Annotated in this window: 10 protein-coding genes and 1 pseudogene; 9 read left to right on the top strand and 2 right to left on the bottom strand. The window is 72.3% G+C overall.

The window, feature by feature from the left end:
• Positions 1–105 precede the first annotated feature (105 nt).
• The 3 genes from E1284_RS03760 (at position 106) to E1284_RS03750 (ending at position 2,593) form a co-directional block, all read left to right on the top strand.
• Positions 106–642: a ferritin-like domain-containing protein gene (locus E1284_RS03760; RefSeq protein WP_131937057.1), complete on the top strand. Its 537-nt coding sequence runs from the start codon at positions 106–108 to the stop codon at positions 640–642.
• An 89-nt stretch (positions 643–731) separates the two neighbouring features.
• Complete coding sequence (locus E1284_RS03755; RefSeq protein WP_131937055.1) at positions 732–1,691, top strand: TIGR03557 family F420-dependent LLM class oxidoreductase; 960 nt, start codon at positions 732–734, stop codon at positions 1,689–1,691.
• A 419-nt stretch (positions 1,692–2,110) separates the two neighbouring features.
• Entirely contained in the window at positions 2,111–2,593 is a 483-nt protein-coding gene (locus E1284_RS03750; RefSeq protein ID WP_131937053.1) for a hypothetical protein, read from the top strand.
• A gap of 99 nt (positions 2,594–2,692) precedes the next feature.
• On the opposite strand, the gene E1284_RS03745 is transcribed toward E1284_RS03750, so the two are convergent.
• The gene (locus E1284_RS03745; protein ID WP_131937051.1) at positions 2,693–4,981 is read right to left on the bottom strand and encodes a PA domain-containing protein; all 2,289 of its coding nucleotides are present in this window, start codon (positions 4,979–4,981) and stop codon (positions 2,693–2,695) included.
• Between the two features lie 130 nt (positions 4,982–5,111).
• Between E1284_RS03745 and E1284_RS03740 the strand changes: the two genes are divergently transcribed.
• The 6 genes from E1284_RS03740 to E1284_RS03715 all read left to right on the top strand — a co-directional run bounded on the left by E1284_RS03740 (position 5,112) and on the right by E1284_RS03715 (position 11,699).
• Positions 5,112–6,125 carry a helix-turn-helix transcriptional regulator gene (locus tag E1284_RS03740; RefSeq protein WP_207923545.1) on the top strand — a complete coding sequence of 338 codons (1,014 nt, stop codon included), beginning with the start codon at positions 5,112–5,114 and terminating at the stop codon, positions 6,123–6,125.
• A gap of 85 nt (positions 6,126–6,210) precedes the next feature.
• Positions 6,211–7,746 carry an FAD-binding oxidoreductase gene (locus E1284_RS03735; protein WP_131937049.1) on the top strand — a complete coding sequence of 512 codons (1,536 nt, stop codon included), beginning with the start codon at positions 6,211–6,213 and terminating at the stop codon, positions 7,744–7,746.
• A gap of 168 nt (positions 7,747–7,914) precedes the next feature.
• On the top strand, positions 7,915–9,162 hold the full coding sequence (locus E1284_RS03730; protein WP_131937047.1) for an alpha/beta hydrolase: 1,248 nt from the start codon (positions 7,915–7,917) through the stop codon (positions 9,160–9,162).
• A 58-nt stretch (positions 9,163–9,220) separates the two neighbouring features.
• Positions 9,221–10,183 carry a DUF5954 family protein gene (locus tag E1284_RS03725; RefSeq protein WP_131937045.1) on the top strand — a complete coding sequence of 321 codons (963 nt, stop codon included), beginning with the start codon at positions 9,221–9,223 and terminating at the stop codon, positions 10,181–10,183.
• Between the two features lie 11 nt (positions 10,184–10,194).
• Complete coding sequence (locus E1284_RS03720) at positions 10,195–10,752, top strand: hypothetical protein (RefSeq protein WP_131937043.1); 558 nt, start codon at positions 10,195–10,197, stop codon at positions 10,750–10,752.
• A gap of 146 nt (positions 10,753–10,898) precedes the next feature.
• Positions 10,899–11,699 (top strand): VOC family protein, encoded by an 801-nt coding sequence (locus E1284_RS03715; protein WP_131937041.1) that lies wholly within the window; start codon positions 10,899–10,901, stop codon positions 11,697–11,699.
• A 119-nt stretch (positions 11,700–11,818) separates the two neighbouring features.
• Here E1284_RS03715 and E1284_RS42885 read toward each other — a convergent pair.
• Positions 11,819–12,123, bottom strand: a pseudogene (locus tag E1284_RS42885) (IS630 family transposase); the annotation flags it as partial.

The raw sequence follows: 12,123 nt of genomic DNA, 5'->3' as shown, positions 1-12,123 counted from the left end.
TATGCCGTGTCCCGGCGCTCCCGCGCGTCGTGTCGCGTGGCGGCGCATGAGGCCTTCGTCCTGGGTAGGACGCCTTGCGTCAGCGCATGATCAGGAGGAGGCGGCATGGCCGACAACAGCTTCAGCATCGACGTGGCGGCGATCCGGGAGCGCGCCCGGGCGAAGATGGCCGACGGCCCGGTGACCGAGAACTACGGCAGGAGCCCCGAGGAGGTCATCGGCGTCCTCAACGACGTCCTGGCCACCGAGATCGTCTGCTGGATGCGCTACGCGCGGCACGCGATCAGCGCGACCGGCATCGACCGCGCGCAGGTCGCCGCGGAGTTCAACGAGCACGCCGAGGAGGAGCGCGACCACGCGATGCGCGCCGCCGAGCGCATCAGCCAGCTCGGCGGCGACCCCGACTTCGACCCGAAGACGCTCGCCGAGCGCTCCCACACCACCTACGCGACGTTCGACGACAACGACCTCAAGGGCATGCTCGAAGAGAACCTCGTCGCGGAGCGGATCGTGATCGAGTCCTACCAGGAGATCATCCGCTGGCTCGGCGACGGCGACGTCACCACGCGCCGCATCATGGAGGGCATCCTCGCCGAGGAGGAGGAGCACGCCGACGACCTCATGGACCTGCTCGGACAATGACCGCGCGGGGAGTGTCCGGGGGCGTCCCCCGGAACGACGATGAGGCGGGCTTGACGATTCAGGGTCGTGCGGGGGGTATGCGAGCGGGCATGGAATTCGGATACTCACTGCTCTGCGAGCAGACACCGCCCAAGCAGCTCATCACCGACGGCATCGAGGCCGAGGAGGCCGGCTTCGACTACGTCACCATCTCCGACCACTACTTCCCGTGGCTGGAGGAGCAGGGGCATTCGGCCTACGCGTGGTCGGTGCTCGGCGCGCTCGCCCACGCGACCCACCGCGTCCCGCTGATGACGCTGGTGACCTGCCCGACCATGCGCTACCACCCCGCCGTGGTGGCGCAGAAGGCCGCGACGATGGGCGTCCTGTCGGACGGCCGGTTCATCCTCGGCATCGGCGCGGGGGAGAACCTGAACGAGCACGTCGTCGGGCGGGACTGGCCCCCGGTGGACGTCCGGCACGAGATGTTCGAGGAGGCCGTGGAGATCATCCGGGCCCTGTTCGGCGGCGACTACGTCAACTACCGCGGCCGGCACTACCGGGTGGACTCGGCGAAGCTCTACGACGTGCCCGCGCAGCCCGTCCCGATCGGGATGGCCGCGTTCGGGCCGCAGGCGGGGCGGCTGGCCGCCCGGCACGCCGACCTGCTGGTCTCCGACCAGCCCGTCGGCGCCGTCGCGGACCTCTTCCGCCGCGAGGGCAAGCCCGCCTACGGGCAGATCCCCGTCGCCTTCGGCGACGACTACGAGGAGTGCAAGCGGCGCGCCCACCGCATCTGGAAGTTCTCCGTGCCGGCCTGGAAGGTGATGGCGGAGCTTCCCGGGCCGGTGAACTTCGAGGCCGCGACGAAGACCGTCCGTCCCGAGGACGTCGCCGAGTCGGTGCCGTGCGGCGACGGCATCGACGACTACGTCCAGGCCGTCCAGCAATGGGCCGACGCGGGCTTCACCCACGTGTCGTTCTGCCAGTCCGGGCCGGACCGCCAGAAGGACTTCCGCACGTGGGCGGAGGCCGACCTCCTCCCCGTTCTCCGCGAGCGCTTCGGCTGACCCGCCCGTCCGTGGTCGCGGCGACGCCACCGGGTGGTTCCCGGCCATCCGAAGACGGGGAATCCGGCGTCCGAATCGCATCCGTCCGATGGTGTACCGCCGGACGGATGGCTGCTGCATGCAACCATCTAACGGACATTCATTACGCGGTGTTGCGGACGCCCTAAGAAAGAGAAGGCAGAAAGTCTCAGGCCGATCGTTGACCGGCCTGGGAATTTTCCCTATCTTTTGCATAGAACGCGTTCTACTTGGAGCCGCCGGTGCCGCGCGACGAAGCGAGACGGCTCCCGGCTCCCGGCCCTCCGATTCGGCGCCGCCACGCCCCTTGGCCAGGGCGGGCGCGCGCACGAGGCGGCGGGCCTCCCACCCCGTATCTCCGGGTGCAGGCGCGACGCCCACCGTTCGAAATGAGGACTCCCTTGTCCCGCATCACGAAGCCGGCCGCGATCGCCTCGATCACGGCCGCGGCCGCCGTCGCCGTCGCCATGACCGCCACCCCCGCGCTGGCCTGGACGGCCGGCGACTTCACGGCCACCCTCAACGGGAACATGACCATCAACGCAGGGGTCTCCGCCACCTGCACCAGCTCGACCCTGTCCGGCACGATCGCCTCCGACGGCACGCTGTCGATCACCTCCGCCTCGGTCGGCGGCTGCGGTGTGACCGTCACGCCGCAGAACCTGCCGTGGAGCGGCAAGCTCGACGGCGGCGTCGCGACCATCAACGGGTTCGCGATGAGCGCCATCGGCTGCACCTACGGCGGCAACCTGTCGGGCAGCTTCACCGGCTCCGACCTGCCGGTGACCGCCACGTTCGCCAACCAGACCGTCCGCAAGACCAGCGGCTGGTTCTGCCCCGACCCGGCGACCGTGTCGGCCACGTACGACTTCGCCGCCTCCTGACCCGGCGGTGCGCGGCCGGCCCGACGTCACCGGCCGCGCACCGCGCCGCGCCGCGACCCCGCACCCCGCCGGGGTCGCGGCGCGCGGACGCGTCCGCCGTCAGCGCAGCTCGTAGGCGCGGACGACCTCCTGGGTCACCGCGCTGCCGCGCGCGTCCTCGGCGGTGACCCGGAGGGAGACCGCGCCCGTGCCGCGCAGCCGTGCGGCACCGTCGCGCAGCGGGACGTCCGTCCAGGTCGCACCGTCGTCGAAGGACGTCTGCAGCGACAGGCGCTCGAGCCGCGCGGCGGAGCCGTCCTGGTGGCGGACGGCCAGCCGCAGCGTCCTAGAACGTGTTCTGTTATGCACATCCAGATCGGCGCCGTATTCGACCTGGAGAAGCGGCAGTGCGGTGGCTGCCGAGGTGTGCGCCGAACGGAACGTCCAGGATGTCGTGGTGCGCGTCGACAGCCTGGCCCACGGAGCGTTGTTGGTGAAGTCGTAATCGACGCGGTATTCGGCGTCGTCCGGGGTCGTCGTCAGCGTGCCGTTAGCGCGGTGCGGAGTCCGGGCGATGAGCCCCCCGTTCCGATATACACGAAAATCGGTGGTGAATCCGTCCGGAAATGAACTGGAATAGGCGTCGGAGAAGTTGCGTGCGGCGTCCACCAGCCCCACGTGGAGGCGGATCTGGTCGCCGGCGCGGGTCACCGGTGACAGCGCGCCGACTCCGCCGGCGAGCGGCGCCCTGCCCCAGGAGTGCGCGTCGCGGTCGCGAGGCTCGTAGGCCGACCACTTCGCCTCGCCGAGCACGAGGTGCGGCGTCTCCGGGCCGGGGAAGGCGTTGTTGTACGGCTGTTCCGGCGTGATCGCCATCGCCGACCACTGGGTCTCCGGGTCGGCCGAGACGTACTCCGCGCGCGTCCGGGGGGTGCCGGTGACCGGGCTGCTGTAGGCGATCGCGAACTCCTCCCAGGGGCGCTTGCCGTAGCGCGCGAAGGACATGGCGCCGCTGCCGTGGTAGGCGCCGTCGACGCGTGCCAGGTCCCGCGTGCGGACGACATGGCCGAGGTCTCGGGGAATCCGCCCGGTCTCGGGGAGCACCAGGTCGTACTGGTACGGGCTGTGCGCGACGCCCTTGGCCGTCACCGTCGCGTGCCGCAGGCGCAGCAGGGCCAGCCCCTCTTCCCGGGAAAGCCGGACGGTCGGAACCCGCAACCGGACCCCGTAACCGCCGGGGTCGTCGTTCACGCCCGGCTCGTCGTTGTAGACGGCGACCATCCGTGCGCCGGCCTTGGCGGCCCGGTTGGACAGCTCGGCGACGGACACGCCGTCCTTGCGCTCGACGAGGGCGAGGGCACCGCGCAGACGGGCGCCGGGGGAGTCCCCGTCCGCGACCCGCATGCGGACCGTGCCGTCCAGGCGGGGGAACTGGTCGGAGGTGTCGCTGAAGTAGCCGGCGGGATAGTACGAGGGGTGCAGCGAGCGGCCCCGAGCCCGCAGGGTGACGGCCGGCGCCTCCAGCCGCCACCGCGTGTAGACCTCGAACGTGCCGGTCCGGACCTTCCGGGTCGGCTGCAGGAACACCCGCTGCTCCAGCGTCGCCCCGGCGTTCATGTAGACGCCCTCGTCGACCGCCGGGCCGTTCGCGGGGCCGCGGGTCCACATCAGGTGGCTGATCGCGCCGAGGTTCGGCCCGGTCTCATGGTCGGGCGTCCGGACCGTCACCTCCTCGGCCTTCCGCGCGTCGAGGACGATCTCGGTGTCCCCCGTGATGTCGATCTCCGGGTCCCCGACGAGGCTGTAGTTGAGCGGCTTGCCGGGACCGGTGGCCGGTGCCCACGACGGCATCGTCTTGACGACGCCCATCACGGAGTACGTCCCCGGCCGCAGCCGTATGCAGTTCGAGTCGTTCCAGCGCTCGTCGGTGCACGGGCCGTCGGCGGAGCCGGGCAGCGGCCGGTGCGCGTTACCTAGCGCCGCGTCCTCGACGTTCACGAAGCCGACCGTGCCGGGCCCGGGCCGGCCGTCCCGCGCGATGCTCCGCACCCGCACGGTGACCAGGTCCTCCGCCGGCGCCGGAGCCGCCGCCGGGGCGGGGCCGCGGCCCTCGTGCAGCGCCGTCACGTTGTACCGCTCCGGGTCGTCGGTGAGCCGGTCGTCCGGGACGACGTACAGGTCCCCGCCGCTGTGCCGGACCGAGAACGCGGTGGCGCGTCCCGGCGCGGACGCCACCGTCGCGGCGCCGCCCGCGACGCGCACCGCGTCGCCGGTGGGCAGCGTGACGTCATAGGCTCCGGCGGCGGCGCGCAGCGCGGCCGGCGGCCCGCTCTCCGCCGCCGCGGGCGCGGCGGGCGCCGCGAGCCCGAGGGCGCCGAGCGCCAGGGCCGCCGCGGTCTTCAGCCACATGGCCATCCCTCCCCAAGAAGTGGATCTTGATTGTCGGGCCGCCGCCCGGCGGCGATCCAGAGACGGCGGTGGCGGCTTCCGCCATGGCGGGAACCCGACAAACGGCCAGGAGAACCCCTAGATTTAGGACGTGTCCGATTTGCCGCTGCTGGAGGGGCTCGGCGTGGCCGCCGCCGAGGAGTCGGCGTACCGCGCCCTGCTGCGGGAGGGGCCGTCCACCCTCGCCGACCTCGCCGCGCGCCACGGCACGTCGGTCGCCGCCCTGCGCCGCCTCCTGCCACGCCTGGAGGAGCTCGGCCTCGTGACCCGGCTCGCGGGACGCCCGCTGCGCCTCCTCGCGACCCCGCCGCACGTCGCGGTGGAGGCCCTCGTCGCCAGCCGCCAGGAGGAGATCGCCCGCAGCCGCGCCGCGATCGGCCCGCTGCTCGCCGAGGCCGCCCCGCACCCCGAGGAACTGGTCGAGGTCGTCAGCGGGCGCACCGCCGTGGCCCGCCGCTACCTGCAACTGCTGCGCGGCGCCCGGGAGGAGCTGCGCGTCCTCGTCCAGCCGCCGTTCGCCACGGACGCCGCGCTCTCCGGCGCCGAGCAGGAGCGCACGATGCGCCGCGGCATCCGGGTGCGCGGCATCTACGGCGCCGAGGCGCTCGACCAGCCGCACGCCCTGGAGGACATCCGCCGCGCCGCCGCGTCCGGCGAGGAGCCCCGGCTCGGCGCCGTCCCCATCAAGCTCGCCATCGCCGACGGCCGCACCGCGATGCTCCCGCTGACCTCCGAGCACGCGAGCAGCGTCGACAGTTCCCTCGTCGTCCACCCCTCGGCCCTGCTGGACGCGCTCGTCTCCCTCTTCGAGGCCCTGTGGCGCACCGCCCTCCCGCTCCCCGGCGGCGACGCCCCGGACGACCCCGTCCTCGCCCTCCTCGCCGCGGGCCTCACCGACGAGGCCATCGCCCGCCGCCTCTCCATCAGCACCCGCACCGTCCAGCGCCGCGTCCGCGACCTGTGCGACCGCTTGGGCGCCCGCACCCGCTTCCAAGCCGGCGCCCTCTCCGTCCGCCACCCCGAACCCTGGCGGCCCGCTCCTTCGCCTGCGCCTCCGGGAGGCGCCGCGGCGTCGGCGCCGAGCGCGACCTCTCCGGAGCGTTAACCCTGTGTCACCGGCCGACTACGTGAGAGGCGGGTGGGGAAGGGTTCCTCGCGTCCTTTCTTCGAGGGTGTGGGGGCGCGGGGTCATGAGCGAGTTGTCGACGCTGCCGAGTACGGTCGTCCGGCCCGGGGACAGGCGGTATCCGGCGCTCAGCCGGGGGTTCAACCAGCGGTGGATCGCCGCGCCGGAGTACGTGCGGCTGGTGCGGACGCCCGAGGAGGCGCGGGCGGCGCTCGCCGAGGCGGTCGCCGAGGAGCCGGCGGACCCGGCGCGGGCGCGGATCGCGGTGCGGTCCGGCGGGCACTGCTACGAGGACTTCGTCTGCGGCGAGGACGTCCGGGTGATCCTGGACGTGAGCCCCATGTGCGGGGTGTCCTACGACAGTTCGATGAAGGCGTACTGCGTCGAGGCCGGGGCGACGAACGGGCATGTGTACGGCCGCCTCTATCCGGTCAGCGGAAAGGTGCTGCCGGGCGGCTCGTGCTTCTCGGTGGGCCTGGGCGGGCACATCCCGGCGGGCGGTTTCGGGCTGCTGTCGCGGCAGCACGGCCTCACCGTCGACTACCTCTACGCGGTCGAGGTGGCCGTGGTGGACGGGGACAAGAACGTCGAACTCGTCGTGGCCAGGCGCGATGACGAGGATTCGAGGCTGTGCGAGTTGTGGTGGGCGCACACCGGCGGTGGCGGCGGGAACTTCGGGGTGGCCACCCGGTTCTGGTTCCGGGGGCTCCCGCAGCCGCCGAAACAGGTGCTGCTGACGGCGCTCGCATGGGACTGGGAGGACGTCGCCGAGGACGACTTCGCCGCGCTGGTGACCGCGTTCGGGGAGTACTTCCGCGACCGGCAGAATCCGTCGACGGCGGCCGGGAAGCTGTTCGCGATGCTGAAGCTCAACCATGTGAGCAACGGTCAGATCGGCCTGCTGGCCCAGGTGGACGTCGACGATCCCGACGGCGAGCGGGCGATGACCGATTTCATCGCGGCCCTCGACGGCCCGATCGGGCCGAAGGCGACGCAGATGCGGTCGGTGATGGGGGAGCACTTCGTCCACCTGGACGTTCCGCGGGTGATGCCCTGGCTGACGGCGACCCAGATGCTGGACGCCGGCTGCCAGAACCGCTGCGGGAAATACAAGTCCGCGTATCTTCGCAAGCCGTTCACCGATCGGCAGATCGACGCCATGTGGGCTTATCTCGGCAACGAGCAGTACACCGATTACACCAACCGGCAGGCGCTCATTCAGGTCGATTCGTACGGCAGTGCCATCAACACGCCGCTGCACCAGACCGCGGTGCGGCAGCGCGACTCCATACTGAAAGTGCAATACCAGTCCTACTGGACGAAACACGACCCCGCCGAGGACGCCCATATCGCGTGGATACGCGACGCCTACAAGGCGACGTTCGCGGAGACCGGGGGCGTGCCCGTGGCGGACGGCGAGATCACGGACGGCTGTTACATCGGGTATCCGGACGGCGATCTGGCCGATCCCGAGTGGAACGGGTCGGGCCAGTCGTGGGAGACGCTGTACTACAAGGACGCCTACGCGAAACTCCAGGAGGTCAAGCGGCACTGGGACCCGTGCGGCGTGTTCCGCCACGCCCAGTCCGTCCGCCCCTGAGACGCGCCGCGAGGTGGAGAGTGGCCCCGGTCACAGGGCGCGGCGGCCCGTCTTGTCTCGCCTTTATTGCATTCTTTGCCAATACTTGCGGCTGTGACTGCCGGGACAGTAGTTTCTTCGGACGAGCAGAGCGTCGGGCCCGGGGCGGCCTGAGCGGCTGGGGAGTCCATGAAGAAGCGTACCGACAGGAAGATCGCCATCGCGGGCACCGCGGCGGCGGCCGTACTGCTGCCCACCGTCATGGTCGGCCTCGCGCAGGCCGGCATCGGCGTGCCGACCGGCAAGTCGGAGGCGTCCGGCAACTCCCAGCCGATCCCCTCGTTCGGCCCGGCGACGCAGCCGTCGTCGCCGGCGTCGGCGTCCGCGAGCGCCTCGCCGAAGAGCACGAAGCTGCCGAGCGTCCCGCTCGGGACCAACCCGTTCAAGACGGGCAACGGCTCACCGAGCCCGAACAACCCCGACACCAACCAGGGCAGCCGCGGCAAGAAGCCGCAGCTGCCGGCGGGCGCCGGATCCGGCAAGTACCTTCCGGCCAAGGACGGCGCCGCGATCACCGGCGTGAAGAAGGTCAACTCGCGGATCTTCGATGTCACGATCGCCTCGCCCGCGCTCGGCGCGGCGGTGAAGACCCGGGTGATGGTCCCGAAGGGCTGGTCGGCCAAGAGCACCGGCACGTGGCCGGTCGTGTACGCCTACCACGGCGGCAACAACAACTACACGTCCTGGACCAAGGACTCCGACATCGAGCAGGTCATCGGCCCGTACAACGCGATGGTCGTGATGCCCGAGGGCGGCTGGAACGGCTCGTACACCAACTGGTACAACGGCGGCAAGGGCGGCATCCCCGAGTGGGAGAAGTTCCACATCGACGAGGTCATCCCGTTGATGGAGCGCAACTTCCGCGCCGGGAACGTGCGCGCCGCGATCGGCCTGTCATCCGGTGGGCAGGGCGCCATCACCTACGCCGAGCGGCACCGCCTGTTCCGCTACGCGGCGTCCTACAGCGGCGCCCTCAACATCACCGCGCCCGGCATGCCGGTGATCCTCACCTCCATGAACCGCGAGGCGGGCACCGCCATCTGGGGCGACCCGATCACCGCGCGGGCGAACTGGCGGGCGCATGACGCGACCGTCAACGTCGCGAACCTCAAGGGCATCGGCGTCTACGTCTCGTCCGGCAACGGCCAGCCCGGCCCCTACGACAACCCGAACGCCGCGCCCGCGGACGCCGGCCGCATCGGCGAGCAGCTCGCCGGGACGATGAACGAGAACTTCGTCGCGGCGGCGAAGCGGGCGGGCATCCCGGTCACCGCGAACCTCTACGGGCCCGGCATGCACAACTGGCACTACTGGCGGCGCGAGCTGGCGAAGAGCTGGCCGGCCATCGCCGCCGCCATCGGCGCCCGCAAGTCCTGACCGGCCGGAATCGGGGAAACACGAGCGGTGAGCGGCCGTCCCCTGTGACCATGGGGGCATGAGGGGTAGTGATGGAGCGGCCCTCGCCGGCGATCTCCCGTTCCCGCCGCCGGCATCCGGGCCGCCGAGGCTCGGTGAGGCGCGCGCACGGCTGACGCATCCCGAGGTGCGCTGGTGCGGCGCGACGTACGGCGTGATGGAACGGGTCCCCGGCGGCTGGATGATGTCCGGGATGGAGCGGACGACCCCGCAGGACGCCCGCGACTCGCTCGGCTGGTGGCTGCGGGGCAGGACCCGCGACCGGGGCGTCTGCGCGGCGGTCCGCGCCGAGTACCTCCGCGGCGCCGGGCGGCTCGACCGCGACCGGCCGGACGAGCTGTCGGTGGCCGGCCGGCTGTTCCGCGTGGTGCGCGCCGACCGGTTCTGCCGGTGCGGTCCGGACGGTCCCGAGCCGCCGCGCCCCGGCGACCCCGACGACCTGCCCGAGCCCCGCACCCGGCGCGACGCCCGCCGGTTCGACCACGGCCTGCTCCCGGCCGCGCGGATCCCGGGCGCCGCGGCACTGCCGGGGGAGCGGTGGGCGGACGCCCCCGCCGGGCCCGCCGTCCCGCCCGCGATGGCCGCCGACGCCCGCCGCGCGCTTGCCACGCATCCGCTGGTCGCGCGGCTGCCGACCCGGTTCGCGGTCGCCGAGGCCGACGGCGGGCGGTGGCCGGTGCACGGCCCGTTCCTGCACAGCCCCGCCGCCGTCCGCGACCACCTGGCCGCCTACTTCGACCTCGTCGTGCCGCTGGCGCAGGGCCCGTCGCCCCGCGACCTCGCCGCCTACCGGCACGCCGCGGACCTGCTGCGGGACGGGGTGCGCCGCGCCGAGGTCGAGGTGCTCGGCCGCCGCTTCCGGGTGGTCCGCGCCGAGTACACGGTGCGCTGCGGCCCGGACGGCCCCGAGCCGCCCCGCCCCTGCGAACGGGACCTGGAGGAACCCGTCACCGGCGACTTCGGCACGGGCCGCGCGGGGTAGCGTGGCCGGCGATGAAGGGATTCGCGCGGCGCGAGTTCCAGCTCGTGCTGCTCCGCCGCATGGCCGACTACCAGCCGGGCCTCGTCGAGGACGCGATGCGCGCGCTCGGCGCGTCCCGCACCGAGATGCGGGACGCCAATGCCCGCTGGCAGCGCGTCCTGCGGTCCCGGACGTTCCCGCGCGGGCGGCGCCGCTACGAGGCCGTCCTCGGCCCGCCCGCCGGCGCCGCGGACCGGCGCATCGGCGACGTCGTCTGCGCGACCGCGTGGTGGGGGCCGCTGCCGCTGTGGCCGGGCCTGCGCTTCGAGATCATGATGGCGCCGGACGGCTCGGTCATGCAGGAGTGGCTCGTCCGGGACGACGGCGTCCCCGTCCCGGAGCTGGCGCGCGCCGACGACCTCGTCCCGTGGTCGTGCACGGTCGGCGACGTCGACGCCCGGTTCGGCGCGGTCGCCCACCAGGACGGCGACGCGCCGAGCCGCCGGCACGCGACGATCACCATGCCGGACGGCGAGACCTACGTCGCGCACTTCGTCTGGGGCCTCCTGCAGACGGTCGTGAGCGTGTGAGCACGTGACCGCACGCGGGCGCGGCCGGAATTGCCGAAGATTGGACGCATTTTGGCACGCGCACTTGCCGCCGACATCACGGAGATTGCGCGCCCGCCCCTAGCGTTGGGCCCCATGGACGCAGCGAACGGCCGACGGGACGCGAGATGACGGAGCACGTTCTCGGGACGCCCTTCTGGGTGGAGATCGCCAGCCCCGACGTCGAGGCGTCGCGGAGCTTCTACGGCGAGCTGTTCGGCTGGTACTGCTACACGCTGGCCATCGGAGAGTACGGCGACTACGCGATGTTCACCCTCCGCGACGTCCAGGGCCCCGAGGTCGGCGGCATGCAGCCGCTGGCCGACGACACCCAGCCGCCGTCCTGGACCTGCTACTTCTACACCGACGATGTGGACGCCTCGCTCGACGCCGTCCGCGCCGCGGGCGGACAGGTGCTGATGGAGCCGGCGACCGTCGCCCACATGGGACGCGCGGTGCTGTGCGCCGACACGCAGGGCGCCGGGTTCGCGCTCTACGAGCCGCGCGAACCCGACGTCGTCCCCGTCGCCGACGAGCCGTCGACGATGTGCTGGGTGGAGCTGGCCTGCCGGGACGTCCCGGAGAGCCGCCGCTTCTACGGCGAGGTGTTCGGCTGGAAGGCCGTTGACCGCGACTACCACGGGTCGCTGTACACGACCTGGAAGGTGGGCGACTGGGCGGTGGCGGGCATGGTGGCGATGGACGGGTGCTGGCCGCCCGACTACCCCGCCCACTGGATCCCGTACTTCTGGGTGCCCGACTGCGATGCCTCCGCCGCCCGCGCGGTCGAGCTCGGGGCCAGGGTGCGCATCCCGCCGAGCGACGTGGAGACCGGCCGTTTCTCGGTCCTGACGGACCCGACCGGCGCCCGCTTCGCCGTCCTCACACCGGCCGCCGGGGCCCGCGACCGGTTCCATCCGCGCCGCTGAACCGCCCGGTGCGCGCGGCCGCCGGACTTGCCAACGTTTGAGCGATCTTGGCGATTCCGGTCACGTCGGATTGCGCACGGCTCCCTAGTGCGGTGACCACGAACGTTCGCCGGGTCTTGTCATGCTGCTTTGGGGCGGGGTCGTCCCCAGCGTTGCTGGCGTTCGCTGCGGACCCGGGCGCGTTCGCGGCGTTGGGCGGCCAGCACGTCGGGGTGGCGGGCGTTGGCGTTGCGCCAGCGCAGGTAGGCCTGGATCTCCCAAGCGAGCACGGTGTGGTTGGGATGGTTGGAGTTGCCCATCACGAAGGTGCGCAGCGGCCCGAACTGCGCCTCGATCGGGTTGGCCCACGAGGCGTAGGTCGGGGTGAGGCACAACTCGACGTTGTTGCGGGCCGCCCAAGCTCTGATCTGCGGGGTCTTGTTCG

This window comes from Actinomadura bangladeshensis (assembly GCF_004348335.1).
GTDB lineage: Bacteria > Actinomycetota > Actinomycetes > Streptosporangiales > Streptosporangiaceae > Spirillospora > Spirillospora bangladeshensis.
The sequence above is the reverse complement of the archived record's forward strand: the minus strand, read 5'-3'. Positions and strand labels throughout refer to the sequence as shown.

Bases quoted from the DNA above. Each gene is read 5' to 3' on its own strand.
- E1284_RS03735 (WP_131937049.1), top strand. From the start codon at position 6,211: ATGAGCGAGTTGTCGACGCTGCCGAGTACGGTCGTCCGGCCCGGGGAC.
- E1284_RS03730 (WP_131937047.1), top strand. From the start codon at position 7,915: ATGAAGAAGCGTACCGACAGGAAGATCGCCATCGCGGGCACCGCGGCG.
- E1284_RS03760 (WP_131937057.1), top strand. From the start codon at position 106: ATGGCCGACAACAGCTTCAGCATCGACGTGGCGGCGATCCGGGAGCGC.
- E1284_RS03745 (WP_131937051.1), bottom strand. From the start codon at position 4,981: ATGTGGCTGAAGACCGCGGCGGCCCTGGCGCTCGGCGCCCTCGGGCTC.
- E1284_RS03725 (WP_131937045.1), top strand. From the start codon at position 9,221: ATGAGGGGTAGTGATGGAGCGGCCCTCGCCGGCGATCTCCCGTTCCCG.
- E1284_RS03755 (WP_131937055.1), top strand. From the start codon at position 732: ATGGAATTCGGATACTCACTGCTCTGCGAGCAGACACCGCCCAAGCAG.
- E1284_RS03715 (WP_131937041.1), top strand. From the start codon at position 10,899: ATGACGGAGCACGTTCTCGGGACGCCCTTCTGGGTGGAGATCGCCAGC.
- E1284_RS03720 (WP_131937043.1), top strand. From the start codon at position 10,195: ATGAAGGGATTCGCGCGGCGCGAGTTCCAGCTCGTGCTGCTCCGCCGC.